The sequence below is a fragment of the Paenibacillus phytohabitans genome (assembly GCF_013141775.1).
Taxonomy (GTDB): Bacteria; Bacillota; Bacilli; order Paenibacillales; family Paenibacillaceae; genus Paenibacillus_AQ; species Paenibacillus_AQ phytohabitans.
Genome location: NZ_WHOB01000078.1, coordinates 1 through 26,536, shown reverse-complemented (window position 1 = coordinate 26,536; position 26,536 = coordinate 1). Strand labels below are relative to the sequence as shown.

24 protein-coding genes are annotated in these 26,536 nt (G+C 52.9%); 12 read left to right on the top strand and 12 right to left on the bottom strand.

Annotated elements, in window-relative coordinates:
* Nucleotides 1-9 precede the first annotated feature (9 nt).
* Complete coding sequence (locus GC101_RS26285; RefSeq protein ID WP_042136103.1) at nt 10-912, bottom strand: ArsR/SmtB family transcription factor; 903 nt, start codon at nt 910-912, stop codon at nt 10-12.
* A 162-nt stretch (nt 913-1,074) separates the two neighbouring features.
* Between GC101_RS26285 and arfA the strand changes: the two genes are divergently transcribed.
* Nucleotides 1,075-2,583, top strand: coding sequence for an arabinosylfuranosidase ArfA (gene arfA, locus GC101_RS26280; RefSeq protein ID WP_171719725.1), 1,509 nt, complete (start codon nt 1,075-1,077; stop codon nt 2,581-2,583).
* A gap of 9 nt (nt 2,584-2,592) precedes the next feature.
* On the opposite strand, the gene GC101_RS26275 is transcribed toward arfA, so the two are convergent.
* The 3 genes from GC101_RS26275 to GC101_RS26265 all read right to left on the bottom strand — a co-directional run bounded on the left by GC101_RS26275 (nt 2,593) and on the right by GC101_RS26265 (nt 4,605).
* Entirely contained in the window at nt 2,593-3,282 is a 690-nt protein-coding gene (locus GC101_RS26275; RefSeq protein ID WP_039297246.1) for an LrgB family protein, read from the bottom strand.
* Nucleotides 3,279-3,695: a CidA/LrgA family protein gene (locus tag GC101_RS26270; RefSeq protein ID WP_171719724.1), complete on the bottom strand. Its 417-nt coding sequence runs from the start codon at nt 3,693-3,695 to the stop codon at nt 3,279-3,281. The genes GC101_RS26275 and GC101_RS26270 overlap by 4 nt, the downstream gene beginning before the upstream one ends.
* 223 nt (nt 3,696-3,918) lie before the next feature.
* Nucleotides 3,919-4,605 carry an NAD(P)H-dependent oxidoreductase gene (locus tag GC101_RS26265; RefSeq protein ID WP_171719723.1) on the bottom strand — a complete coding sequence of 229 codons (687 nt, stop codon included), beginning with the start codon at nt 4,603-4,605 and terminating at the stop codon, nt 3,919-3,921.
* Nucleotides 4,606-4,753: 148 nt separating this feature from the next.
* Here GC101_RS26265 and GC101_RS26260 point away from each other — a divergent pair, with 148 nt between their 5' ends.
* On the top strand, nt 4,754-5,155 hold the full coding sequence (locus tag GC101_RS26260) for a winged helix-turn-helix transcriptional regulator (RefSeq protein ID WP_076246647.1): 402 nt from the start codon (nt 4,754-4,756) through the stop codon (nt 5,153-5,155).
* Nucleotides 5,156-5,202: 47 nt separating this feature from the next.
* Here the strand turns inward: GC101_RS26260 and GC101_RS26255 are convergent, their stop codons facing one another.
* On the bottom strand, nt 5,203-5,577 hold the full coding sequence (locus tag GC101_RS26255; protein ID WP_042136095.1) for a YkvA family protein: 375 nt from the start codon (nt 5,575-5,577) through the stop codon (nt 5,203-5,205).
* 116 nt (nt 5,578-5,693) lie between these two features.
* A complete protein-coding gene (locus GC101_RS26250) occupies nt 5,694-6,653 on the bottom strand; it encodes an acetylxylan esterase (protein ID WP_171719722.1) in 960 nt (319 codons plus the stop codon).
* 99 nt (nt 6,654-6,752) lie between these two features.
* Here GC101_RS26250 and GC101_RS26245 point away from each other — a divergent pair, with 99 nt between their 5' ends.
* From GC101_RS26245 to GC101_RS26235, 3 genes are all read left to right on the top strand, one after another.
* Nucleotides 6,753-7,589 (top strand): sugar phosphate isomerase/epimerase family protein, encoded by an 837-nt coding sequence (locus GC101_RS26245; RefSeq protein ID WP_171719721.1) that lies wholly within the window; start codon nt 6,753-6,755, stop codon nt 7,587-7,589.
* Nucleotides 7,590-7,866: 277 nt separating this feature from the next.
* Entirely contained in the window at nt 7,867-8,970 is a 1,104-nt protein-coding gene (locus GC101_RS26240) for a glycosyltransferase family 4 protein (RefSeq protein ID WP_171719720.1), read from the top strand.
* A gap of 196 nt (nt 8,971-9,166) precedes the next feature.
* The gene (locus GC101_RS26235) at nt 9,167-9,928 is read left to right on the top strand and encodes an SGNH/GDSL hydrolase family protein (RefSeq protein WP_171719719.1); all 762 of its coding nucleotides are present in this window, start codon (nt 9,167-9,169) and stop codon (nt 9,926-9,928) included.
* A gap of 139 nt (nt 9,929-10,067) precedes the next feature.
* Here the strand turns inward: GC101_RS26235 and GC101_RS26230 are convergent, their stop codons facing one another.
* Entirely contained in the window at nt 10,068-10,862 is a 795-nt protein-coding gene (locus GC101_RS26230; protein WP_171719718.1) for an AraC family transcriptional regulator, read from the bottom strand.
* Between the two features lie 137 nt (nt 10,863-10,999).
* On the opposite strand from GC101_RS26230, the gene GC101_RS26225 reads away from it, so the two are divergent.
* The gene (locus GC101_RS26225; RefSeq protein WP_171719717.1) at nt 11,000-12,346 is read left to right on the top strand and encodes a glycoside hydrolase family 30 protein; all 1,347 of its coding nucleotides are present in this window, start codon (nt 11,000-11,002) and stop codon (nt 12,344-12,346) included.
* Between the two features lie 104 nt (nt 12,347-12,450).
* Here the strand turns inward: GC101_RS26225 and GC101_RS26220 are convergent, their stop codons facing one another.
* Nucleotides 12,451-13,572, bottom strand: a complete 1,122-nt coding sequence (locus GC101_RS26220) for a glycosyltransferase (RefSeq protein ID WP_171719716.1) — start codon at nt 13,570-13,572, stop codon at nt 12,451-12,453.
* A 175-nt stretch (nt 13,573-13,747) separates the two neighbouring features.
* Here GC101_RS26220 and GC101_RS26215 point away from each other — a divergent pair, with 175 nt between their 5' ends.
* The 3 genes from GC101_RS26215 to thiD all read left to right on the top strand — a co-directional run bounded on the left by GC101_RS26215 (nt 13,748) and on the right by thiD (nt 17,044).
* Complete coding sequence (locus GC101_RS26215; RefSeq protein WP_171719715.1) at nt 13,748-14,290, top strand: RNA polymerase sigma factor; 543 nt, start codon at nt 13,748-13,750, stop codon at nt 14,288-14,290.
* Nucleotides 14,287-15,756, top strand: coding sequence for a DUF4850 domain-containing protein (locus GC101_RS26210; protein WP_171719714.1), 1,470 nt, complete (start codon nt 14,287-14,289; stop codon nt 15,754-15,756). The genes GC101_RS26215 and GC101_RS26210 overlap by 4 nt, the downstream gene beginning before the upstream one ends.
* Before the next feature lie 475 nt (nt 15,757-16,231).
* On the top strand, nt 16,232-17,044 hold the full coding sequence (thiD, locus tag GC101_RS26205; protein ID WP_171719713.1) for a bifunctional hydroxymethylpyrimidine kinase/phosphomethylpyrimidine kinase: 813 nt from the start codon (nt 16,232-16,234) through the stop codon (nt 17,042-17,044).
* Between the two features lie 122 nt (nt 17,045-17,166).
* Here the strand turns inward: thiD and GC101_RS26200 are convergent, their stop codons facing one another.
* The 3 genes from GC101_RS26200 to GC101_RS26190 all read right to left on the bottom strand — a co-directional run bounded on the left by GC101_RS26200 (nt 17,167) and on the right by GC101_RS26190 (nt 19,511).
* A complete protein-coding gene (locus tag GC101_RS26200; protein ID WP_042136074.1) occupies nt 17,167-18,072 on the bottom strand; it encodes a hypothetical protein in 906 nt (301 codons plus the stop codon).
* Between the two features lie 84 nt (nt 18,073-18,156).
* Nucleotides 18,157-18,678: a GNAT family N-acetyltransferase gene (locus GC101_RS26195; RefSeq protein ID WP_246354519.1), complete on the bottom strand. Its 522-nt coding sequence runs from the start codon at nt 18,676-18,678 to the stop codon at nt 18,157-18,159.
* Nucleotides 18,675-19,511: an AraC family transcriptional regulator gene (locus tag GC101_RS26190; RefSeq protein ID WP_171719712.1), complete on the bottom strand. Its 837-nt coding sequence runs from the start codon at nt 19,509-19,511 to the stop codon at nt 18,675-18,677. The genes GC101_RS26195 and GC101_RS26190 overlap by 4 nt, the downstream gene beginning before the upstream one ends.
* Before the next feature lie 123 nt (nt 19,512-19,634).
* Between GC101_RS26190 and GC101_RS26185 the strand changes: the two genes are divergently transcribed.
* Both GC101_RS26185 and GC101_RS26180 read left to right on the top strand, forming a co-directional pair.
* Nucleotides 19,635-21,092: an alpha-L-fucosidase gene (locus GC101_RS26185; protein WP_171719711.1), complete on the top strand. Its 1,458-nt coding sequence runs from the start codon at nt 19,635-19,637 to the stop codon at nt 21,090-21,092.
* A 40-nt stretch (nt 21,093-21,132) separates the two neighbouring features.
* Nucleotides 21,133-22,026: a choline/ethanolamine kinase family protein gene (locus GC101_RS26180; RefSeq protein WP_171719710.1), complete on the top strand. Its 894-nt coding sequence runs from the start codon at nt 21,133-21,135 to the stop codon at nt 22,024-22,026.
* 42 nt (nt 22,027-22,068) lie between these two features.
* Here the strand turns inward: GC101_RS26180 and GC101_RS26175 are convergent, their stop codons facing one another.
* The gene (locus GC101_RS26175; protein ID WP_171719709.1) at nt 22,069-22,890 is read right to left on the bottom strand and encodes an AraC family ligand binding domain-containing protein; all 822 of its coding nucleotides are present in this window, start codon (nt 22,888-22,890) and stop codon (nt 22,069-22,071) included.
* Nucleotides 22,891-23,091: 201 nt separating this feature from the next.
* Here GC101_RS26175 and lacZ point away from each other — a divergent pair, with 201 nt between their 5' ends.
* Nucleotides 23,092-26,205, top strand: a complete 3,114-nt coding sequence (lacZ, locus tag GC101_RS26170; RefSeq protein WP_171719708.1) for a beta-galactosidase, LacZ type — start codon at nt 23,092-23,094, stop codon at nt 26,203-26,205.
* Nucleotides 26,206-26,536 lie beyond the last annotated feature (331 nt).

Genomic DNA, 26,536 nt, shown 5'->3' with positions numbered 1-26,536 from the left:
CCAGTTTCACTATTCGTAATACACGCGAAAAACAATATCCTGCTCGTAATTCCCGAACCCGCGTCCGAACAAGGTTAAGCCGCCCCGCCTTCGGGTGGTGTCTTCTGCAGTTAACCTGAAGCTCCACTGGTCCTGCTGCCAGCCTACTTCATCAATGGTGACTGCAGAAATCTGCTGGCCGTCTATGTAAGTTCCTCCTGCGTTAATCCTCAGCACCTTCAGCAGGCCATACTGGTTCACATCGGAATTCCACCAGGCCGGAGTCAGCCTTCCCCGCTGCACACCGAAATCCCCGGGACTGGTCCATTTGCCAAGCGGAATTCCATTCATCGTAAACGCAATGTCTGAAGGCCACTTCTCATTGACATGCGGCGCTTCCGAGCCGACCTCCATCGAAATCTCAATCTCCTGTACCGTCTGGTCCATGAACAGATAGTTCGGCACCTTATATTCGGCATAACCTTTGGCGAACCAGAGAATTCCGGCATCGACCCGCTCCGGGTCCAGGAAATAACGCGGATCATCATAATATCCGATCAGCTTCTCGGTGGTGGCAATGCCACAGGTAGGTGAAGCCTGAAGATCGGTATAATGCCCCACCGGCACGGAGACCTCAACCACCTTCCGGGCAATGCCTTTGGCGCCGGACAATTTAATCTGCAGAAAATTAGCGGAGAGCGAGCAGTATTTATACGTGCCGCCATCAATCCGCTTCATTTGGGAGCTGACGATGCCTGCCTTTTGGAGCTTGGCTACATGGGAGCTGACAATGGCGCTGCTTAGATACAGCCGGGCAGCGATTTCCTTGATATGCATCTCCCGCGCGCTGAGCAGATCAATAATCCGCAGCCGCACTTCACTGGCTAATGCTTCATATACCTTCAGCGATTCGGAATCCGTTGTTAAATACATCCTCTAACCTCCGCACTCTTTGAATTAGCATTTTTATTAATCCTAAATATTTTTATTGCTTAGTATACGCTGTAATCCGTATGATGTAATCATAATTCAGGATACTAGATTAATATTTTCATTAATCGTAATATGACTTCACTACAAAAGGAGCTTAACACAATGAGCATTCAATCCAAGATGATTGTCGACAAGGACTTCAAGCTGGCCGAGGTAGACCCGAGACTGTACGGATCATTCATCGAGCATCTGGGCCGGGCCGTTTATGGCGGAATATATGAGCCGGGACATCCAACCGCTGACGCTAACGGTTTTCGGGGTGATGCCCTGCAGGCCATCCGGGCTCTCCGCGTGCCGATCATCCGCTATCCCGGAGGTAACTTTGTCTCGGGCTATAACTGGGAAGACGGCGTAGGTCCCAAGGAGAGCCGTAAGCGCTCTCTTGAATTAGCCTGGTGGACTACAGAGACGAACCAGATGGGTACCAATGAATTTGCCGATTGGGCCAAGCTGGCCGGTTCAGAGGTCATGATGGCGGTCAATCTGGGCACCCGCGGGATCGATGCCGCAAGGAATCTCGTGGAATATTGCAACCACCCTTCCGGTTCCTACTGGAGCGATCTGCGGATCTCCCACGGGTATCAGGCTCCCCACAATTTCCGCACCTGGTGCCTGGGCAATGAAATGGACGGCCCGTGGCAGATCGGAGCCAAAACGGCCGTGGAATACGGCAGACTAGCGAATGAAACCGCCAAAGCCATGCGCTGGGTTGACCCTACTCTTGAGCTTGTCGCCTGCGGCAGCTCGGGCAGCAGCATGAGCACTTTTGCCGAATGGGAAGCTACTGTACTGGATCTCACCTACGACAACGTAGATTTCCTCTCCCTGCATACCTACTACAATAATAATAATGGCGATACAGCGAATTTCCTGGCCAGCTCACTCGATATGGACCAGTTCATCGACAGCGTAGCAGCAGTATGTGATTATATCAAGGCTAAGAAGAAAAGCAAGAAAAAGATTTATCTGTCTCTGGACGAATGGAATGTGTGGAAAACGCAGGGGACCAGCCGCGCGCAGCAGCATTGGGAAATTGCCCCGCCGGAGTTCGAGGATGTCTATAATCTTGAGGATGCACTTGTGGTAGGCTGCTGCCTGATCAGCCTGCTGAAGCATGCGGACCGGGTGAAGATGGCCTGCATTGCCCAGCTGATCAATGTCATTGCCCCTATTATGACTGAGGACGGGGGGCCCCTCTGGCTGCAGACCACGTATTATCCTTATATGCACGCTTCAATCTATGGCCGGGGAACGGTGCTGCACCCGCTGATTACAAGTCCGAAATATGATTCACGGGATTTCACCGACGTTCCTTATCTGGAAGCGGTCAGTGTATTTAACGAAGAGGTGAACGAGGTTACCGTATTTGCTGTCAACCGTCATCTTGGCGAAGGCATGGAGCTGACCGTCGATCTGCGCAGCTTCGGTGCCGTTGAGGTGATCCAGCATACCATCCTTGAGCATGAGGATCTCCAAGCGGCGAATACCCGCTCGAACCCGGCGAATGTGCTCCCGCATAACCGCGGAACAGCGGCCGCAGACGGCGGACGTGTAAGCGCCCAGCTTCCGGCAGCTTCGTGGAATGTCATCCGGCTGCGTGTTAACGGGTAATACGCTGCATTAATGGTACATGATCCAGGCAACGAACGGCCCGGCAATGGAGCCGACAATGGCGCATACCGTCATGGCCACCGAGCTCATGGACACCGACTGCTCACCGTACTCCAGGGCTTTGGCTGTGCCAAGGGCGTGGGAAGCTGTTCCCAGGCCGATGCCGATGCCGGACTCGCCGCGGATTCTGAACAGCTTAATAATATACGGCCCGCCGATGGCCCCCGTGAATCCGGCGATCATTACGAATACGGAGGTAAGCGAGGAATCTCCGCCCAGATTGCTGGAGATCTGGATGGCTACAGCGGTTGTGATTGATTTGGGCAGGATGGAGAGCACATACAGCTTGGAGAAGCCGAGTCCGGCTGCCAGCAGCAGACCGCTGAACATTCCGACGAGCAGTCCGGTCACCGTTCCGCCAAGAACGGCCGGGAGATTCTTCCATAGCACGTGACGCTGTTTGTACAGCGGATAGGCCAGGGATACAACCGCCGGTCCAAGCAGGCGGTTAATCCAGTCGCCGCCGATCATATAAGTCTCATAAGAGATATGGAAGCCCATGAGCAGCACGACTACAGTGAACGTTGCGGTCAGTGCCGGCAGCAGGACAGGAAGACGGTAGCGTTTGTATAACATGGACATGAAGAGATAGATCAGAACATTCATCAGGACAAAACCAACGGCCAGCAGAATTCTCATGCTTCCTTCCCCTTCCCTTGCAGGCTGCGCGCACGATACGTCCGGCGTGTCAGCCTTTTGGCGCTGCGGCTGGCAATCCACTGGCTGGAATGTGCCGTGACGACCATGGTCAGTACACTGCTGACCACCAGAATGCCAATCAGGAGAAGCCCTCTTCCGCTGAAGATATCCAGATGGTTCATAATGCCTGCGGTTGCCGGGATGAAGAACATGGGAAGATAAGCCAGAATAAAGGATGAGCCGTTCTCGATCAGCTTCACCGGAACAATCTTGAGCAGCAGCAGGGCGAATAGCAGCAACAGCCCTACGATACTGCCCGGAACCGGCAGATGCAGCAGTTTTTGCAAGTAATCTCCTGCCAGGAAGAACACATACAGCAAGCAGACTTCAGCGATAACGCGGATGATTTTCATATTGCAGGAATCCCTTCAATCTTGAAATGGCGGTCACAAGCAGCCTGTTACAAGTAACAAGCTGACTTATTAAGAGTAGCAGAATTTTCAGCAAGTTTTCAAACTTTTTTCGAAGCTTCTATGTATTTTCATAACTCGTCAAAAAAACAGATGCCGCCCTTATAAGGATGGCATCTGTTTTTAATTGGCTCACACTTCGCCTAAATTGCTGACGCGGCTGCGTTTAGACCCACTGAACCACCTGACCGGCCGTTTGACGGGTTTTGCCGCGCGGCTCATTAACCCGGTAACCAAAGGCCGCCATGCAGGCAATTCCGAAATGTGCCGGGTCCATTATCCCTTCCTCTGTAAGCACCTGCTCGATCTTTGCCTTGTCGAAGCCTTCAATCGGACAGGAGTCAATGCCAATCTGCGCCGCAGCAGTCATCATATTCCCCAGAGCCAGATAGGTCTGCCGTGCACCCCATTCAAACATTGCCCGCTCATTGCCTTCCAGTCCGAAATCGGATTTCAGGAACATATCATAGACCTTCCGCTTACCCTCGGCAACCTCCGGCGGCAGACTCTGCACATCCTGCATCATACCCTGAATATACTCTGAACCCGCAGCCATATCACGCGGCAGTCTTGCGAGAATCAGCATGAAATGGCTTGCTGTCGGCAACTGCTTCTGTGCACCCCAGGCATAAGGAAGCAGCTTCTCACGGATGTCCATACTCTGGACAATAACGAATTTCCAGGGCTCGAAGCCGAAGGAGCTCGGTGACAGGCGGCCTGTTTCCAGGATGAACCCGAAATCCTCATCGCTGATCTTTCTGCTGCTGTCGAATACCTTGGTAGCGTGTCTGTATGCATAGGCGGCCAGAATTTCCTGCTTGGTTGTTGCGGTTTCTTTTACTGTAGTATCCATTTCACATACTCCCTTTCTGTGTATCCTTCAGGTTTGGAATTGACGTTATCCTGCTCACATGCTTATAGTATTGGATAGATAACCATTCGTGAAGTACGCACATTTTTGTTATGTAGTATACAAAATGATACTTAAGGAGTGTTCGGTTATGCGTGACCGTAAAGGCGGTTTCGGAGCTTGTCCGGACGGCCAGGGCGCCGCTTGTCCTGTTGAATTCACCCTCGACGTCATCGGGGGCAAGTGGAAGGGTGTGCTTTTATACCATATGATGGATTCAACGAAACGCTTCAACGAGTTCCGCCGGATCTGTCCCGGCATCACGCAGCGTATGCTGACACTTCAGCTCCGTGAGCTGGAGGAGGATGGCGTGGTTCACCGCGAGGTGTATCATCAGGTTCCGCCGAAGGTTGAATATTCGCTGACCGAATTTGGCCGGACGCTGATTCCGATCATTAAGCTGATGAGGGATTGGGGCACAGAATACCAGGCGAAGCAGCAATCCGCAGACCGCTGCCCTCCTGGAAATGGACATTTAGAGGAAGAAGCATAATGAATCCGGTGCAGCAACCCGCTGCACTTTTTTTGTACCGTTACACCTCACGGTTGTTCAAAAAAATTCTCGGCCTTCTGTTTATGCTCCTCCTTCACCTGACCGGCAATCGCCCGGATGCCTGCGGCAATGACCGCTGCATCATCCGTGAAACCGAGTCCGATCAGCGCATCGGGAATCGCGTCAATGGGTGAAATGAAATAGGCCAGCGCGCCGAATGCTATGCCTTTGGCCCATAACGGGGTTTTGGCATCAATGGCGCAGTAATACATGGCAACCGCATCTTTGGTGAACGGGATTTTGCCCGCCGCTTTCCTCGTTTTGCTCCAGAAGCTCTTCTTCACCAGCTGCTCATTCTTCTGGCTGTATTCGAAATTCTCCACGACCAGTTCCGCGGGAAGCTTGTCTCCATCCTTATTCATCTGCCATTCCCTCCCATTCCTTAGGCTGCCTTCGCATTCTGACAACAGCTTAGCAGCTTCATTATAACCTTTACACCAAACACCCGCCGCTAATCAGCCTTCCGGTAATTAATCTTTTAACCCAGATGCTCCCGGAAAAAGAGTACCGTCTGCCTGCGCTGATATTCGCTGACCTCATGCCCGGAGAACGGATAATCCATCATCTGCTTAGGTGACTCAATTCGGTTATAGGCAGCATAGATGGTCTCCGGCATGCACACAGTATCCTTCCAGCCTGCGGACATCAGAACTGGTACGGTGAACCGGTGCGCCAGATTAACAATATCGAAATAAGCCAGGTTCTGCAGCACCCGCTCCAGATGCTCCGGATAGCGCTTCAGATAATCGGCAATCTCTGTGAGTGAGCTGGTTGAATTCAGCACCCCGAAGTCCAGGCGGCAGAGATTCGGTATGTCTGCAGCCACTGCAGCAACCCGGCGGCTCAGTGCCCCGGCCAACAGCGCAATCCCGCCTCCCTGGCTCCCCCCGGTGATGGCAATGCGCTCGGGATCAACACCCGGCAGCTGTGCTGCGGTCTCTATGGCACGAACCGTATCTATCGCTACAGCCACATAATAGGAACGTTCCTTCTCCAGCAGCCCCTGGGTGATCCAGCCTCTGACTATCCCTTCTTCCTGCGGCAGCAGATTGCCGGTCTCTCCCAGTTGTCCACGCACATCCACGGCGAGTACAGCATAGCCAAGCATTAGAAAGTGAGCATAACGTTCCGGATACCCCCGGTCGCCGGTGTAACCGGGAAACGTAACAATACACGGCAGATCTCCCCGCTCACTTGTGTCAGCAGCAGGCCGGATGTACCAGGCATGGATGGTCGTTTCCCCATAACCTGTATAGCTTACTTTGCTAACCTCCATGCCCGGATATGGAGTTTCTTCAGGGATTATGGTAACATCCAGCGGCAGTTCCTCATCTTCGGCGAGCAGATCATTCCAGAATTCGTCAATCGTTTCGGGGTCCAGTGTAGGCTCTGGACGGCAATTCTCAAGCTCGTGTTTGCGTTGCTCAATAGCATTCATTCATCGGTTCCTCCTGTTTCTCATAAACTTCTTTATCATTGCAAGTCACTGTAAGCGCATTTAATATTATAAATATAAATCCATAGAATTCCAAAGGAGATGTTATTCATTCGTTACGGAACCTTGGCACATACAGCGGGCTGCCTGCCGCTTAGAGAATTGACCGCTACGCTGCAGACCTACAATATTGACTTCGTACAGCTCGCCCTGGCCAAAGCCATTCAGGATATCGACCTGTCTCCCGGCAAGCTTAGCCCCGGCCTGGCCTCCTATATCGGTGAGCAGTTCGACAAAGCCGGCATCCGCATTGGCGTACTTGGCTGCTATATCAACCCGATTCATCCCGATCCTGCCATCCGGCGGGTAGAGATTGACCGTTTCAAGGAGCATTTGCGTTATGCCCGCCAGTTCGGTGCACCTATGGTCGCTACAGAGACCGGCGCGTTGACGACTTTTCAGGAATTCGATCCTTACCGGTATGAAGAAATCGGCTGGGATGCCCTCAAGGCAACGGTCGAGGAACTGGCAGAGGAAGCCGAGAAATGGGGGGTGTTCCTGGCACTTGAAGGAGTCTGCACCCATACGCTGTCCTCTCCGGCCAAAATGCGCCGTATCCTCGACGAGGTTCCTTCCAGCTCCATCGGTGTGGTACTGGACCCTTGCAACCTGATTGGTGAAGAGGTGCATCTGCAGGATGAGATCGTAGACAGTGCATTCAGCCTGTTCGGCGACCGGATCATTCTGGCCCATCTCAAGGATATCTATAAGGACGGAACCCGGACCCGCCATGGCGCTTCAGGGCAAGGGCTGTTCCACACCACAGAGTTCCTGAACAAGCTGGAGGCACACAAGCCGATGATCGACGTTTCGCTGGAAGAAGTAACTGGCATAGATATTAAGGACACTGTTACCCTGCTGCGCAATCTGCGACACTAATCATAAGCTGCAAGTTCAGGAGATATGCTTCATCCTCCTGCAGTAACTTTGGTAGCGCTACCATCCGGCCGGTATGTCAGGGGTGATTCCTCTGCTGTACCGGCCAGTATTTTTTATATACTCCAGCTGTAGCCCTCCTTTCCTGAGCCTCACTCCATAACCCCCATTTGCTGCAAAAACGCCGTATATCCGGTACTTTTCGCTAATTGCTGAATAAAATAGTATACATACCGCAGGTTCGCAAGCGATTCTCGAGCCAGAAAGGAAGGGATCATACATGAGATTCACTTTCCCCATACTTACCCTATGCCATGGCGGGGCACAACGCATGCTCGTGGAGCTCACGAATGGTCTTACTGCCAGAGGGCACCAGGTCGTGATCCTCATGCCGCTTGGAGGCGATGTCTCTTATGAAGTCCATTCCACTCTGCTGATTACCGATTATACGCTGCTCCGTGAATCCGATTTCCCGGTCAGCGATATTATCGTTTCGAATTTTTATACAACGGTTCCGGTATCACAGGCTGCAAGCCAGAATGGCAAGGGCATCCATATCCGCCTGTCCCTCTGTTACGAACCGCTGTTTCTGCCGCAGAATGAGGTATCCTTTCCCTCCTATCATACCACCGATAAGCTGATTGTTCTGTCCCAGTGGCAGCAGGAGTTAATTGAGCTTGGTCACGGAATTAGCGGAAGCATTGTGCCTGTAGGGATCAGCTCCTCTTTTCAAAATATGCATATCCGCCACAAGCTTCAGGAGCCGCTGAACATTACCGCCATCCTGCGCAAAGTGGAGAACGGCTTCTCCTGGCACCGTGAACAGGATTATCTGGTGAAGCAGCTTGATATCGTGAAGCATAATGTCCCGGGGGTAAATATCAATTTCATCAGTCCGCCGGATGAGTTCTACAGTTCGGATTCGCTGCAAAAAATGAAGGCCAGCGGCAAATACCGCTTTTTCACTCCCCTGAATGATGATGAACTCTGCTATCACTATAACGGGGCTGATATTTTTGTCAGCTCCAGTATATTCGACACGGGATCTTTGCCGGGCCTTGAGGCCATGCGCTGCGGTGCTGCGCTTGTGTCCGTATACTCGGGAGGGAATCTGGAATATGCCCGCCACGAAGAGAACTGCCTGCTGTCCTACCGGTACGAGAACCGGATTGCCGAGGATGTCATCCGGCTGATTCAGGACCCTGCGCTCCGTGTCCGCCTTGCCTCCCGGGGGGAAGCCGATTCCCGGGCCTGGACCTGGGAGAACAGTGTCAGAATTATGGAACAGACTACAGCCGGCTTCCTGACAGGGAACTCCTTAAGCACTCCGCCCAAATCAGCGCTCCTGCAAAGACTCGGCGGCTTTAGAATGCGCAGGAAATAAGGCAACCAATGTTCTTCCGGAACAAGTCCAAGCAAGCTACAGGTCCAACTTCGAGTATTCGGAGTCGGATCTCTTTGGCTTGCAGCTTGCCCTATCGGGATCGGCCCGCATGAAACCATGACATCTATGCATAGTCACTGCTCCATGTATGGTTTACACTAAAGCTATATACACTAGGGTTATCGGAGGTGGGACAATGAATTCGCACGAAGAGCAGAAGGAAGCCACGGGGCTTGAGTTTAAGTACATGGTCAGCGGAGATTCGATCTCCAAGGGTGTTGTCTATGATGAAGCAAGAAGCAAGTATGTCATTCTGGAGGATAACTACGTGTCCCTGCTGCAGGGCAAGCTTAAGGGAGCTATGCGTAATACCGCCAGATTCGGCAATACGCTGATGAAGGGCTTCGGCAATCTGAAACGCGATGTGCTGAAAGACAAGCCGGATGTGGTACTGATTGAATACGGAGGCAATGACTGCGACTATCACTGGGAAGAAATTGCAAGCAATCCCGAAGCAGAGCATAACCCCAAAACTGATTTCCCGGCGTTCGAGCGGATGCTGCTGGATATGATTGATTACCTGAAGAATCAGGGGATTACGCCTATTCTGATGAGTCTGCCCCCGCTGAATGCGGACAACTATTTCAAATGGGTCAGCGGCAATAATCCGGACACCGAGCTGAACATTCTGAAATTCCTCGGCAGCGTTACCAAGATTTACTGGTGGCAGGAGCGGTACAACTCCGCAATTATCAAGGTCGCCGAGAGCACCAAGACCAAGATCATTGATGTCCGGGGCGCATTCCTGCAGCAGCCGGATTACACCAAGTTTATCTGCCGGGACGGAATCCACCCCAACCGGGAGGGCCACCGGATTATTTATGATAAGGTCATGGACTTCATCCGCACAAGCGAACCGCAGCTTCTGCTGGATAACCAGGCGTTGCCGGGACACTGATTTCCGGACAAGCGGAATATAGGTTAAGCTAACAACTGAAATTTCAGGGCAGCCCCTGCGGGCTCCATACATAAGGGTGTCCCAATCCGCCATTGTCACGCAACGGCGGATTGGGACACCCTTTTTTTATCGTCACAGGCTATGAACGCCTCCGGTACACTCCCGGTGCAACGCCGTACCGCTCCCGGAATACCCGGTGGAAGTAGGTATAGCTGCCGAAGCCGGTCTCCTCCGCAATACGCTCCAGTGTATAGTTGCTGTTGTCCATCAGCCGCAGTGCCATCGCCAGACGGACCTGCACCGCATATTGCATCACCGAATACCCGAATTGTTCCTTGAACAGATGAACCGCCCGGGTGACGCTGATTCCCGCATGGCGGGCCACATCCTCCAGCCGGATGGAGGATGTCGCATGCTCTTCCACATAATTCTTGATCTTCAGTCCCTGCAGGAGTGAAGAGGAGGAGGAGGCCGGCGCTTCCGCGATAGCCCGGTCCAGCAGCAGGCACAGTGCCTTGAACAGCGCCTCAAGAATCTCCGGGCTGCCTCCGTCGATCCGCCGTTTTTCCAGAATTAATTGCTGCCAGATGCTATGCAGCTTGCTGTCTTCGGCAATCCTGGACTTCTTAGCCCTCACCTGCTTGTTCCACCACTCATCCACCCATTCACCTGTACACATGACATAGTAGTCTGCGCTGAAGCCCAGCGGACTTTCTTTCTCGCCAATCCGCAGATCGTAGAGCTCACCGGGACGGAACAGCAGCAGATCACCCGGCATCACCGTGACCATCTCCCCGTCAATCAGCGCTTCACATTCCCCTTCTGCCTGGAGCCTGATGATATAGGTATCCAGCCCTTCCCGGAACAAATGCCAGAACGGCTGGATATGCCGGGAAAATGAGCTGAGATGAATGTCTACACCAGTTGTACCCATCCTGGATCACCCTTCCTTACTCTTACCTCATGACCAGATCGTTGAGGTTCTTAACCATATTGTTTCTTCAAAGTGCAGCGGAATACCTTCTATAATGAGACTATTCCTACAAACTTTCAGGAGGTAACATAAGTCCTATGAGCAGCCCTACAGTCCGCGTGATCCAGACAGCCAAAGAAACCGGTGACCGGTTAACAGAATTACAGCCTCTGTCCTTCCGGCCCGATTCCGAAGAGAAGGAAATGGAGTTAATTAATATTTATGAGGATTTGGAATATCAGGAAATCGAAGGCTTCGGCGGTGCGCTGACGGAAGCCTCTGCAGTCACGCTGGCCAAGCTTAGTCCGGAGAAGCAGCAGGAAATAATCGATGCCTACTTCCATCCGGAGCACGGAATCGGCTACACCCTGTGCAGATCACATATCCAGAGCTGTGACTTCTCAACAGGCAACTATGCTTATGTAGATGGCGTTGACCCGGAGCTGGCTACTTTCAATATCTCCAGAGATCAGGAGTCGATACTTCCGTTAATCAAACGTGCGGCTGATGCTGTGGGCGGGAGCTTCCGGCTGTTCTCCTCCCCATGGAGCCCTCCGGCCTTCATGAAGACGAACGGCGAGATGAATAACGGCGGCAAGCTGAAGCCGGAATACCGGGAAGCCTGGGCTAATCTGTTCGTGAAATACATTCAGGCTTACGCTGAAGCCGGCATCGATATCTGGGCGGTCAGTGTGCAAAATGAAGCCAAAGCCAAGCAGATCTGGGATTCCTGCATTTATACCGCTGAAGAAGAGAAGGATTTCGTACGCGATTATCTCGGTCCTGCCCTGGAAGCAGCCGGCCTCAGCCATGTCAAAATCATGATCTGGGATCATAATAAGGAACGGGTCTATGACCGGGCGAAGACCGCTTTCAATGATCAGGAGGCGGCAAAATATATCTGGGGCATCTGCTTCCACTGGTATTCCGGTGACCACTTCGAAGCCTTGAGCGCTGTACATGAGCGATTCCCTGACAAAAAGCTGTTCTTCAGCGAAGGCTGCCAGGAGGGCGGCGTACACCTCGGCTCATGGAACACCGGTGAACGTTACGGCCATGATATCATCGGCAACCTGAACAACTGGATGTCCAGCTGGACAGACTGGAATATCGTCCTTGATGAGCAGGGCGGCCCGAACCATGTGGGCAACTTCTGCGATGCACCGATTATCGGCGATACCCTGAAGGATGAAGTAATCTATGAGAGCTCGTTCTATTACATCGGGCATTTCAGCAAGTATATCCGTCCGGGCGCCGTCCGTGTGGGCAGCTCCAGATATACCGACAAATTCGAAACTACGGCGTTCCGCAATACAGACGGCACTTATGCCGTGGTCGTACTCAACCGCACGGACAGCGGGCTTCCATACACCATGCATTTCCGGGATCAGCTGGCGGAGGGTTCAATTCCGGCCCATGCGATTCAAACCCTATTGTTCCAATAAAAACACACAAAGGCGCTCCCAAGCTACGGCTTGAGGAGCGCCTTTATTCATTTGGCCGGTTTGTCATTTATTCGCCTCTTCGGTACTGCTGTTAAGCAACCCTGCTATTCTTTCTTCTCCCCGGCGGTCTCCTGCGGCTGCAGCGAAACATATTTGTCCCCCAGAAGCTTCTGGAAGTAGGTCCGGTTGTACAGCATGCTGGGATGACCGGGAAGGTGACGCAGTGCCGTTTCATTGAACATATTAGCCCGTTCATGCTGGCCCAGCCGGTCATAACAGAGTGCGAGCTGCAGATTCGGAATCCAGGTGGCGAAGGCTTCATTCTTCACGCCCATAGACTCTGTCTGCCGCGGCAGCATAACAGCGAGCTCATACCAGTAGATAGCCGGGTGAAGCTGGCCCTGCTCCACATGCCAGGCACCGAGCCGGCAGCAGAACTCGGCACGCGGAGAATCGTACTGGAGCGTCCGGGTAATCGCAGTAAACGCTCCTGCCTTGTCATCCAGCCGCTCCCGGCATTCGGCCAGCCGCAGGCAGGCCTGAATATTATCTTCGATCCAGCCTTGGCCCCCATTCAGAAACTGCTCATAATATCGGCTGGCCTCCTCATGGATTCCATGATCGCGCAGCTCATTGGCATAATAATATTGATCGCGCGGAGAGAAGACTTCCCCCTCAGCCACCCGCTTGCGGTAGATCCGCAGGTTGCGGTCCGTGTACTCTTTGTCTTTCTCATGGGTAATGCAGACATCACTGCTGTAAGAAGGGCCGTATACCTCCAGGTATTCATGCACCGGTCCGATCCATTTGAACCCGCAGGACCGGCGGACCAGCCGGTTGCGCCGCAGGGAAGTAACGACCTTCCCCTCCCCGTCAAAAGCAAGATTATACTGCATGTTCACACTGTCCACATTCTCCGGCAGGGCGTGCTTCAGCTCCCTGAGCCGCGCATGATCCTCATCCTTCAGATAGTCATCCGCATCCAGCCAGAAGATGTATTCCTTGGTCGCCTTGCTGAAGGCGAAATTGCGGGCAGCCGAGAAATCTTCGATCCAGGTAAAATCATATATCACCGCTCCGAAGGTTTCCGCAATCTCCTTCGTTCTGTCCGTCGAGCCTGTATCCACAATGATGATCTCGTCCGCAATCGCTCCAATGGAAGTAAGGCAGCGGGGCAGGCTCTTCTCTTCATTGCGGACAATCATGCATAAGCTGATTTCTATCATGGCAGCCTCCTAATCGTTATCCTCCTATATAAATATGCAGCCCCCTCTAATTGGAACTCCCGTTCCTACCCAATCTGCCGCCCTTAATGCCCCCCTATATAATTTTATTCAGCACAAAAGAAACTTTCCGGAGGATGCAGAGGTCAATACAGTAGAGAGAAAAGGGAGGGACCGTATGTACGGTGCAACTAAGGATTCCAATACTATGAACGCCGCCGCGTTAAAGACACTTATGGAAGACTATGGCGAGGATGTATGGAACTATGCCTACTACCTGGCCCGCAGCAGAAGCGCTGCTGATGATATCTCACAGGAGACCTTCATCCGGGCTTATAAATACAGGGATACTTTTCGCGGCGAAGCTTCAGTCAGAACCTGGCTGCTGCGGATTACCCGCAACCGCTGGCTGTCCTACCGCAGCAGCAGCTTCATCCGGCGGGTAACCTTACAAGCTCACGCTGGCAGATCCGGCTCAAGCCCATCCGCTGAAGAGGTGTTTTTGCAGCAATCCTTGAGCAGTGAGGTGTGGAAGGTAGTCCTGCAGCTGCCGCGCAACGCCAGGGAGGTCCTTATGCTCTATGCCCACTACGGACTCAGCATGGAGGAATTGGCCGGAATGCTGGGGATATCCTTATCTGCAGCCAAATCCAGACTGCACCGCGCAAGGCAGCAAGCCAATGAATACTGGGAAAAGGAAAAGGAGTTGAACAGATCATGAGCAAATTACCGGAGGAATGGGAACAGCAGCTGAAGGAGAAGCCTTTTGAGGGCATGAATTTCACTCCACAAATGCAGAAGAAGGTAGAGCAGCGTCTGGGAGGGTATCAGCCCAAGCGCAAGCGCTATAAGGTTCTTGCTTACGCAGCGGTACTGCTGCCGGTCATGGCCATGCTGCTATGGTTCGGTTACAGCGGCCTGGAACCCGGCAAGCTTGCCGGCCGGATAACTCCCCTGGTATCGGAAGCTCCCCCGCCCCGGGAAACCGGAGCTGCGGATTTCTCCCCCGCTCCCACCGGCAATAGCCAAAGCGTTCCAAGCAATGATTATGCGGTTGGCATCCGCAGCATTTATAATGCTGAAGTCCCTTTCCCTTCTGTTGAAGACAAAAGGGCTGAAGTATCGATCCCGCTGACTGCCATCCTTTCCGTTCCCGTTCTGGACGACGGAAACAGTCCTGCACATGTCACTCCGCCCCCGTTGCCCAAGATGACCTTCCCGCTGCCGGCCGGCATGGAAGACAAGCTGCAGGCGGCCCTCGTCTTCCAGGGCGATACCGGCAGTGCTTATATCCTGCTGGCCCCTGCCGGCTGGAAAGCTTCGGCTGTTACCGGAGCCAACGGCTCCCTGGGGGCGACGTTTGAGGACCCGGAAAATCCGGGGCAAACTTTGCAATATTCCGATAATGCCTGGGGCTGTCAGGGCTGTGCAGTCGGCAGCATCGGGACCTATTTCCCCGGAAAGGCAGAATGGGCGGATGAGTATGGATTGACCATTATTCCTCCTGCGTTCACCGAACAGTATATGGCGGGAACCGGAGGAGCGGATGCACGCACTGTGCGGTATTCTCTGCCCGCGGAAGCCAGCGGATATGAAACAGCCGGAACAGCCTACTACGATGAAGGCGAATGGGGATATCTGTTCCGCAAGCTGGAGATGACCACCTCTTCAGCCTTTGACGGGCAGGATGTGATTGACAGCATCCAGGGATTTTTTGCAGCCCATCATGGCCCGCTCCTCCTTCCTGCAGTGCAGAATCCGGAATCTGCCGCAGGCAGTGCAGAGTATACTACGCAGTCTCTCTACCTGGCGCTGGAACAGCGGGGCATGCAGCTCAGTCTCGTCCCGGATACCACAGAGCTCATGTTCAACAAGCAGCTGGCCGGCGTCTGGCCTGAAGAGCTGCTGATCGATAAGACCGATACACCGGCCCGGCCGGACCGGTTGTCCGTCTATACCTACGCTGACAGCCTGGAATGTGCCGAAGGTCTGGCTGCATTGAAGCTGGAGATTAACCGTACGACAAATGATGGAGGAGCTCGGATATACCCTCATGTCTTCAGGGGAGGGAAATTCCTAGTGGTGTATTGGATGGGCGGGGACAGTGCGGAACCCTACGTTTATGACAAGGCCATCAAGCTGGCGCTGCGCAGCCTCGAAGGCAGCTCCGCCTCTGAAGCGGACTGAGATTCCGCTAAATTACCGAATAAGACAGATTTTCCCGATAAACGGACTGAGATTCCGTTATTTGACTGCGCATCCCTCAATTCATGCCCGATTGAACAAGATAAGGGATTCTCAGTCCGCTTCAGCCTCAAAATGTGATTATTGCGGGAAATAAGGTCCTCTCAGTCCGATTCACTATCCTGCCAACATATTGCCGGCCTTTTGCTCCCGCACCACCTATCCCGGCTGCACACATAGGTTAATCTCAATTCTTATCTTTGAAAAAAACACTGTCATGCGGACAGCTAGAGTGTTTTTTGTTATAATGTCGTAGAGCAAGTGGAAACGGCGTTGCCGTCCTTTTAAAGGACGGTACCGTTTCAGCGAGAAATAGAAGGATAAGTTATCGTGTGAAACATATAAACGCTTATATTTTTAAAAAGTTGCACCCAAAACAGGCTCCATACCATTCATATACAAAAAGGGGACGTTACCTTTGTCAAAAATCATCAAAACCTTAACTATTGCCGGCAGTGACTCCAGCGGAGGCGCAGGCATTCAGGCTGACCTCAAAACCTTTGAGGAATACGGCACCTATGGCTTCAGCGCACTGACTACAATCGTTACCATGGACCCCGACCGGGGCTGGCACCATAATGTATATCCGATCGATGCCGCAATCGTTGCAGAGCAGCTCAAAACGATCTTCGCCGGCGGTCCCGTAGACGCGATGAAGACCGGTATGCTGGGCAGCGTGGAGATCGTGCAAGTTACCGAGCAGGCAATCAAGAACAATCTGCAGACCAATGTGGTTATTGACCCGGTGATGGTCTGCAAAGGCGAAGATGAAGTGCTGAATCCGGAGAGCGCCAATGCGATCCGCGATCTGCTGCTGCCTCTGGCTACTGTAGCGACACCGAATCTGTTCGAAGCCGGTGTCCTCTCCGGACTGGGCAAGCTGACTACTCTTGAAGAGATGAAAGAAGCGGCCCGCCTGATCCATCAGCTCGGCACCAAGAATGTTGTCGTCAAAGGCGGCAAGGCACTGGGCGGCGACATGGCGATCGATATCTTCTTCGACGGCAGCGAATATCTCGTTCTGGAGACGGCCAAGATCGAACCCGCCCACAATCACGGTGCCGGCTGCACCTTCGCTGCCGCTATTACCGGCGGCCTGGCTAACGGTTTGTCGGTGAAGGAAGCCGTGGTGAAAGCGAAGGACTTCGTGTCCGCAGCCATCCGCAACGGTTATGCCTTCAACCAGTATGTCGGCCCTGTATTCCACGGCGGCTACCGTCTGGAGAACTAGGAACAGCCTGTCTGCCGGATCACGGCGCAGCAGCAAAAAACCTCTCTTCGGGAATGGGTGTGAACAACCATTCGAAGAGAGGTTTTTTGTTATTTTCAGAGATGCTGATCTCTGTATTCTATTTACTTCGCGGCTTGTTCCTCCGCAATATGCTTCACAAACTCAATCGTCTTATCCTTATTGTCTTCGCCAAGCACACCAATGATGATCGATTTCACATTGTAGTCAATGGGCAGCGCAGAGATAAACGGAGAATCCATAATATTCACACCATACAGCTCGCGCTTGCCGGTATCTTCATTCGTTCCCCATCTCATACGTGTATCGTCAGCAGCCAGCTTGCCGTCCGCCGTAATGGGTTCGAGATTCTGGAATCCGGCCTGTCCGCCGATCCACTCGATGGTCGCATCATCCATAATGACGATATCCGGCCGGTTGGCCGCCAGCTCAACCACAGCTTTCTGCATATGGTTCATATCCAGCGTATCAGCGCCTTCTCCGGTCTTGGGCAGATACACGATGGTAGCCTCGACCCGCTTCCACTGCGGATAAGCGTCAATGACCGCTTGTTCCAATGCCGCTGTATCCCCGCTGCTGTCCTTGGCGCCGAAATTACCCACGAACATAATAGTCGCATCCACCGGCGGCAGCGAAGCAAGATACTGTCTGTGCTGATAGTTATCATACAGTGCCTTCCCGCCAAAAATCAGCACAAGCACTGCGACGATGGATAGGATAACATGCGTTTTGTAGAGCCGCATAAAGCGTTCCCATTTGCTTGCAGTCCCGGAGAACCGCCCGTATTTGGCTAGACGCTGGTCTTCAGCTTCCTGAATCTCCTGCTCGTCCCAAGTATCCAGAATAAGCTTGTACGCCTGGAAATCCGCTTCATAGTCCGCTATTTCTTCATCCGTAGAAAGGGTCCGTCTACGCTTCAGGAGCAAATCGAACCGTTTGTTCAATTCCTCTCTGGTTACGGTTTCAGTTAATCCTAGCCGCGCGTACGCTTGCTTCAAGTTATCGTTCACATTCAGTTCTCCTTTGATATGTATGATGCCATAATTCTATTTTAACAGACTTCACCCTGTATTCTCCACTCTGGCTATAGACGCTCAGAACAGGCCCGGCGTCTCCATCAGCAGGAACTCCGTTTCGTTGTCTCCATACCGGTTGATGAAGCTCTGCCCGGGCAGGAAACCCGCCTTCTTATACACGGCAATAGCCCGGAGATTAAAGGCCGCAACCGACAACCGGAACCGCTTCGCGTCATAGGTCCGCTGTGCAAACTTCATACCCGCCTGCAGAAAAGCAAGCCCTTTTCCAGCGCCGGTCAGGTCCGGCCTTAATCCCAGTCCGATATCAAGCGCTGTTCCATCCAGATAATATCCCAGCTCTACCCCCCTTCCCACCTGGGCATTCCTCCCGTAACAGAAGAATCCGGCCAGTTCCCCTTCCGCAGTGCGTACGCCGAAGTAGGAGCCGTCCATCAGCTCTTCGATATCCTCCGTTCCAGCAGAATCATCCAGCATATTGTACAGAGAATATGGCGGTTCGTATTTCCAGTTCAGAATCTCTCTGGCTGCCGGCTCATCCATTAACCGGATCTGATAACCGCTATATAGGTTGCTGATCATAGTTTAACGCCTCCAGTTTCCTGTTTCCTGAATTCTGTAGGTGCAAGCCCGGCATGCTTCTTGAATTGCCTGGAGAAATAGAACAGATCGCCGAAGCCGAGCTGGTCGGCAATCTCGCTGACCGAACCGGAGGTGGCTGCCAGCAGGTCTTTGGCTTTTTCAATCTTTTGCCGGGTGATGTACTGGATGGGGGGCACGCCGATCTGCTGCTTGAACAGGCGTATGAAGTAATTAGGGTGCATATGCGCAATTTCGGCAAGGTCATGAATGGTAATATTGTGTTCGATATTCGCAGCGATGTATTCCAGAACGGCTGTCAGCTTCCGGGCCGAGCCCAGATTCTTATAAGAGATTTCATCCAGCCTGAGGTTCATGATGTAATAGGAGATCAGCTCCAGCAGTTTGCTCTTCGCCAGCAGCGGGGCATATACAGCGTCCGATTGGGCACTCCCGGTAATCCCTTTGAACGCCGCCTCGACAGCAGCAGGATTCTCCGGAATGCATACATGGCTCATCTCCAGGATACGGAACAGATTAATCTCTCCGACCTTGGCGCTGAAATGACACCAGTACTTGAGAAAAGGTCGTTCGCTGATGCATGAGTAGGACTGCTTCACCCCTTCAGGCATCAGGATCAGCTCCCCCGGCTGCGGATAATATTCCTTATCCCCGATCTTCAGCCAACCTTCACCGCCGCAGATGTAATAGAACTTGCTGTAGTCCGGAGTATAGTCCAGATCCCTCCACTGTGTGGTGCACTGGTTATAATCCGCCATGAGCAGGTCGACCTTCAGATTGGATAAGTAGCTGGTAAGCAATGCTTGATGATCCATCGTTCAGACCGCCTTAAAGGTTATTTTTGTACATCAGAAAGTTAATCCCGTACATTCTTAATCCCCCTGCGGCCCGGTACAATGAAAGCGTTATATTAATCGCGGGAGGATGAGAAACTGACTATGAATATGACTGATTATTTGCACCTTATCGACGAGACCATTAAGAACGGCCCCTATAAGGATGATTGGGATTCTCTAAGTATGTATGAGGTGCCGCAGTGGTACCGCCAGGCCAAATTCGGCATTTTCATTCACTGGGGGCTGTATTCTGTCCCGGCCTTCAGTAACGAGTGGTATTCCCGCAATATGTATATCCAAGGCACGAAGGAATATGAGCATCATCTGGCTGTCTACGGGAACCACAAGGATTTCGGTTATAAGGATTTCATTCCCTTGTTCACGGCGCAGCAGTTCAACCCGGACGAGTGGGCTGCCTTATTCCAAGCCTCCGGCGCCAAGTATGTCATTCCCGTTGCAGAGCATCATGACGGCTTCCAGATGTATAAAAGCGCTGTCTCCCATTATAACACGTACGAGATGGGGCCCGGGCGGGATATTCTCGGCGAGCTGAAGGCCGCCTTCGGGAAGCAGGATCTGGAGCTGGGCGTCTCCTCCCACCGTGCAGAGCACTGGTTCTTCATGTCCCACGGAAAAGAGTTCGACTCCGATATCCATGAGCCGCTGGAACGCGGCGATTTCTACTGGCCGTCTATGCCGGAACCCGATCATCATGATCTCTACGGCTCTCCCCCGTCTGAAGAGTATCTGGAAGACTGGCTGATCCGCTGCTGCGAGCTGGTTGACCAGTATCAGCCTAAGGTCTTCTATTTCGACTGGTGGATTGAGAATGCTATATTCAAGCCGTATCTGAAAAAATTCGCCGCCTATTACTACAACCGGGCTGTTCAGCGCGGAACTACGGCTGCTATAAATTATAAACATGATGCCTTCATGTTCGGCACAGCCATTCCCGATGTAGAGCGGGGGCAATTCGCAGAGCTGAAGCCGTTCTTCTGGCAGACGGATACAGCGGCCGCACGAAACTCCTGGTGTTATACGGAGAATAATGACTTCAAATCCGCCGTAGAGATCATCCGCGATCTGGTGGATATCGTCAGCAAAAACGGCAATCTCCTGCTGAATGTGGGTCCGCGGGCTGACGGCAGCTTTGCTGATGAAGATAAGGAGATACTGGCTGTTATCGGCGGCTGGCTGGGCACAAATGGCGAAGCCATCTATGAGAGCTCTTTCTGGCGCACGTTCGGTGAAGGGCCGACACGCATTGAAGAGGGACAGTTCACCGACGGCAGCGCCAAGGTGTTCACCCCTGAGGACATCCGCTTCACCGTGAAGGGAAGCTGCCTGTATGCAACCGTCCTGGTGTTCCCTGCGGATGGCATGGTCCGCATTACATCACTTAGGGAGAAATCCCCCTATTTCGAGGGTATCATCCAGAAGATGTCCGTGCTCGGTTTCGATGAACAGCCTGCCTGGGAACGGGATGCAGAAGCATTAACGATCCGCACCACAGCGGTGGCCAGCGCCCTGCCGGTTGTGTTCAAGCTTGAACTTGCCTGATCTTTGCCTATTACTCTTCACAACGGAAGGAATAACCAGAATGAGCGGATGGACTGAACCCATGAAGCAGATTATTGATGAAGAATTGAAGTGGGATATCGCGGATACAGCCATTGAATACCAGCAGGATGGCTTGACGAATCAGAATTATATTATTACGAACGGTATCCGTAAGCTGGCTCTGCGCATAAGCGGCGGCAATGCGGACAGGCTTGGCATTAAGCGGGAAGCAGAGCTTGCCGCTATGCAGGCGGCGGCAGACATAGGGATAGGCGCAAAGGTAGTGTATTTCTCCACGGAGACGGGTCATATGGTCACAGAGTTTATTGATGGCGTGAAGTGGACCGACGCGGATGCCGGCACCGATGTGAATATGAAGCGGATCGCCGATACTTTGAGGAAAGTGCATGCCCTGCCGCCGGTTCCCTATACATTCTCGCCTTATCAGGATATTACGGACCGGATACAATTTGCCGTCCGGCATCAGCTCGGTCTTCCCGGAGATCTGGACGAGTTCCTGGAGAAGCTTGCGGCCATTCAGCAGGACAGGGCGTCAAGCTCACAGCAGCAGCTGGGGCTGTGCCATAATGATCCTTTTGCAAACAACTTTCTGGATGACGGAACGGTGCGGCTGATTGACTGGGAATATGCGGGAATGGGCGACATCATGTTTGATCTGGCATGTGTCTGCTCGGCGTATTCCCTGCCACAGAAGGAAATCTTCCTTGCCTGCTACTTCGGACATTATGATGCGGATACCCTGCGTAGCCTCGAACAGATGTCTTACGTGGTCACCTTCTGGAATGCGATGTGGGCGGTGCTGCAGACATATGACCCTAAGCCGGTTGTTGAATCCGCAGCGTCTGCCGGGCCGGCTGCAGATTACCGTCAAATCGCGGATTGGATGTTCGCCCGGCTGAGGGAGAGTGTGTGATACGGATACGAATCCGAATCCGAATCCGGAGCCTGGCTGCCCCTAATCCAGACCATGCAGGCGCCTCCACTCTTCGGGTTGCATACCGGTCATCCGTTTGAAAACAGCACAGAAGTAGCTGACATTCTCGAACCCTGCCCGCTGGGCGATTTCATAGACTCTCTGCCCTCTGCTGCTGAACATGAGCTGTTTGCTCCGGTTCACCCGCTGTTTGTTAATGTAGGCGACCGGCCGCTCGCGGACGGTGCGCTGGAACAGCCGGCACAGATACTGCGGCGACACTTCAGCCACCTCGGCCAGCTCCTTCAGCAGCAGCGGACGGTGCAGGTGGAGCTCTATATATTGCAGCACCGGCTTCATCCGCTCCAGCTCATTATCCTCATTCGAGGCGGGGAGCAGGCTGCGTTTCAGATCCAGAAGCAGCGAGTACAATAACTTTGAACGTTCCAGATTATCCTGAAGCTCATTGCCGTATGAAAGGGTAAGCATCTCCTCCAGCGGTTTCAGGATGGGCTGCGCTCTTAAGCTCCCCATTCCTGACTCGCGTATTCCGGCATAGAGCAGCATCTGGGCCGCTTCCCGCCCGTTAAAGGAAATCCAGGCCAGCTCCCATTCCCGGCTCAGCGGTGCATACGAATGGGGAACATCCGGATAGAGAAAGAAGATATCCCCGGGACCGGCAACATAGGATTTATCCCGGATCTGCAGCTCTCCCTTGCCTCCAAGCACCTGGTGCAGCTGGTAATCGGGAAACCCCGCCGGACGCTCCGTCTCTTCCTGATGCTCCCAGTACCCGATGGTCGTGGCATAGAGCGGCAGCGGCAGCGTTTCTTCCATTTCGCTGAAGATCATTGTACTTCTCACTGGCGTCCCACCTTTCTGTAAAAACCCAGCGCGTTCTAACCGCCGGTATTCCTGTCCCGCCTCTTCATCATAACGGCCCGCAGTTTCAAATTCCAGTCTATTCTTGTTTCATATTTTGTTATATCCGATGAATATCATTATATATACCCCAGTCATTCTCCATTCTATAATATGAATATAACAATATAAGGAGATGTTAATTTGCGCCATAAGCTCTCATACCAGCAGCCTGCAAACGGATATCCGGAGTGGAATAATAATCCTGAGCTATTTCAATTGAACCGGATAGACGCGCATGCCTCCATGATGTCTTTCCCGGCAGTGGCTGAAGCCCTGCAGGGAACTAAAGAAGCCTCCCCCCGTTATCAATCTTTGAACGGAACCTGGAAATTCGCATTCGCCGAAACTGCGGAAGCGCGGATTAAGGATTTCTATACCGCCGGTTATGACTCCGGAGACTGGGCGGATATTACCGTTCCCTCCCACTGGCAGTTCCAGGGATATGATTATCCGCAATATACCAATGTCCGTTATCCATGGGCCGTGTCCGAACCGGAGCTGAAGCCGCCTTTTGCCCCGACCGTGTACAATCCGGTAGGCTCTTATATCCGCACCTTCACCGTACCCGAGACTTGGGATGGGCAGGCGGTGTACCTCAGCTTCCAGGGGGTTGAATCCGCTTTCTATGTCTGGGTGAACGGTGAGCTGGCCGGATACTGTGAGGATACCTTCACGCCATCCGAGTTCGATATTACCGCTTATCTGGTACCCGGTGTCAACAAGCTGGCTGTAGAAGTCTACCGCTGGTGCGATGCCAGCTGGCTGGAGGATCAGGATTTCTGGCGGCTGAGCGGAATATTCCGCGATGTTTATCTGTATACTGCACCGCCTGTGCGGGTTGCCGATTTCTTCGTCCGGACAGAGCTGGACGAGAAGTATACCGATGCGCAGCTGAACATAAACCTGGCGGTCGAGAATTATTTTGATAAGGTGATTGAGTCTCATTCAGTACAGGTGCAGCTCTATGACGGTAAGGAACAGCCGCTATGGGATCATCCAGTCTCCGCCTCTGTCGCTTTCGGCCAGGCTGGAGTTCAGCAGCTAGAGCTATCCGCAGCAGTGACGAACCCGAAGAAGTGGAGCGCCGAGAAGCCTTATCTGTATACACTGGTTATTGCTGTATCGGATGATCAAGGGCAAGTGCTGGAAGCGGTCAGCTGCAAAGTAGGCTTCCGTACCTTCGAGCTCCAGAATGGTCTGATGAAGATCAACGGCAAACGGATCGTGCTCAAGGGTACCAACCGTCATGAATTCTCCTGTGACACCGGCCGGGCGCTCTCCAGAGAAGATATGATCACCGACATCAAGCTCATGAAATCGCATAATATCAATGCTGTGCGGACTTCCCATTATCCGAATCAGTCCGTATGGTATGAGCTGTGTGACGAATACGGTCTCTATGTCATCGACGAGACGAATCTGGAGACCCATGGCTCCTGGCAATACGGGCAGCAGGAACTGCATGAGTTCAATGTCCCTGCCAGCCGGCCGGAATGGCGCGCCAATGTCATTGACCGCTGCAACTCCATGATGCAAAGAGACAAGAATCATCCGTCGGTCATCATCTGGTCACTCGGCAACGAGTCCTTCGGCGGCGACAACTTCCTGGCCATGCACGACTATCTGCGGGAAGCCGATCCGACCCGTCTGGTGCATTACGAAGGGATTTTCCATTACAGAGCATCGGAAGCCGCAAGTGATATCGAATCCACCATGTACATCAAACCGGATGATGTTGAGAGATATGCACTGAACCATCCCAAGAAGCCGTATATTCTCTGTGAATACAGCCATGCCATGGGCAACTCCTGCGGCGGTCTGCATCTGTACACCGAGCTGTTTGATAAGTATGAGATCATTCAGGGCGCTTTTATCTGGGACTGGGTGGATCAGGCGATCCGCACTTCTACCCCTGATGGGATAGAATATCTAGCCTATGGCGGCGATTTCGGGGAGAATCCGCATGACGGCAACTTCAGCGGCAACGGCCTGCTGTTCGCTGACCGTACGGTTACTCCTAAGCTGCTGGAGGTCAAAAAATGCTATCAGAGCATTGTCCTCACCGCTCTGGACCTGCAGAAAGGACGTCTACAGGTTCGCAACAACTTCCTGTTCACAGACCTGGGAGACTATCAGCTGCAATGGAAGCTGGCGCTGGATGGAGATGCCGTCCAGGAAGGAACGCTGCCTCTGTCCGCAGCACCCGGTGAAACCGCTGAAATTGCCGTTCCGTACGATCACAGCCTGCTTGAAACCGGCAAAGAAGCTGTACTTACGGTCTCGTTCGTCCTGCAGGCCGAAACAGCCTGGGCAGGTGCAGGCCACGAAGTCGCCTGGGAACAGTTCATTCTGTCCCCATATATTCCGGCCGCCACTCCTGTTATTCCAGGGAGTAAGCTGCAGGTCAATGAGCAAGACGGGCTGGTGACATTTGCAGGCAGCAGCTTCGGAATATCGTTCGACACGGCATCCGGCGCCCTGGTTTCTTACCAGTCTTCCGGCAAAGAGCATCTGCTTGCACCGGCAAGACCTAACTTCTGGAGAGCGGTAACCGACAATGACCTCGGCAACAAGCATCCCGAGCGCTGCGCAGTCTGGAAGGAAGTCTCTTACAGCCGTCAGCTCACCCGGTTCAGCTGCCGTGTAGAGGGCAATCTCGGATTCGTGAACACTGACTATCTGCTGGATACCCAGCCGAAGTCCCTGCTGCGTGTTCAATACGAGATCCGAACGGACGGCTCGGTAGAGATTACTCAGGAGCTTCAGCCGGGCAGCAGCAAGCTGCCGGAGATTCCGGAATTCGGCATGGCCTTCGAGCTGGACAGCAGCCTCGACACCATCTCCTGGTACGGCCGCGGCCCGCATGAGAATTACTGGGACCGGCAGTCCGGAGCTCCGCTGGGACGTTACAGCGGCACGGTCAGCGGGCAATACACACCGTATCTCCGTCCGCAGGAATGCGGCAACAAGACGGATGTCAGATATGCCTCCATTACTGCAGGCAGCGAAGGTCATGGCTTGCATGTAGAAGGCGCGTTGCCTATCGAAGTCAACGCCCTGCCTTGGAGTGCAGCTGAGCTGGAAGCCAGCGATCACGGCTACAAGCTGCCTGTATCCGACAAAGCGATGCTGCGCGTGAACTATAAGCAGATGGGTGTCGGCGGTGACGACAGCTGGGGTGCCCCAACGCATGAGCAGTTCACCCTGCCTGCTAACCGTCCGTATTCGTTCCGCTTCACGCTTTCACTCGTGTAAATTGCCTCACAAGTAGAACAGCGAGGCATAGAAGGATAAGTTAGCATGTGAAACAACAATAAAGAGGTGTCCCGGCAGCCGGTTCTACGGCTTGGGACACCTCTTTTCGCTTGCTCATTATCTGCCCATCAACTGCTGAACTAAGCCTCACCGCACGAATAGAGCATCAATCCTCCTCATGCGCCCTGGCGAATAAACTACTCTGCCGGATGCTTGTGAGGTAATAACCATTTTTTAAAAATCATGCCCAAAATACAACATTTCTCCTATAATTCCGGCTAAAATCATCTTTTGTTGTATGAAATACAACATTTCCCCTTCTCCAAGCGGA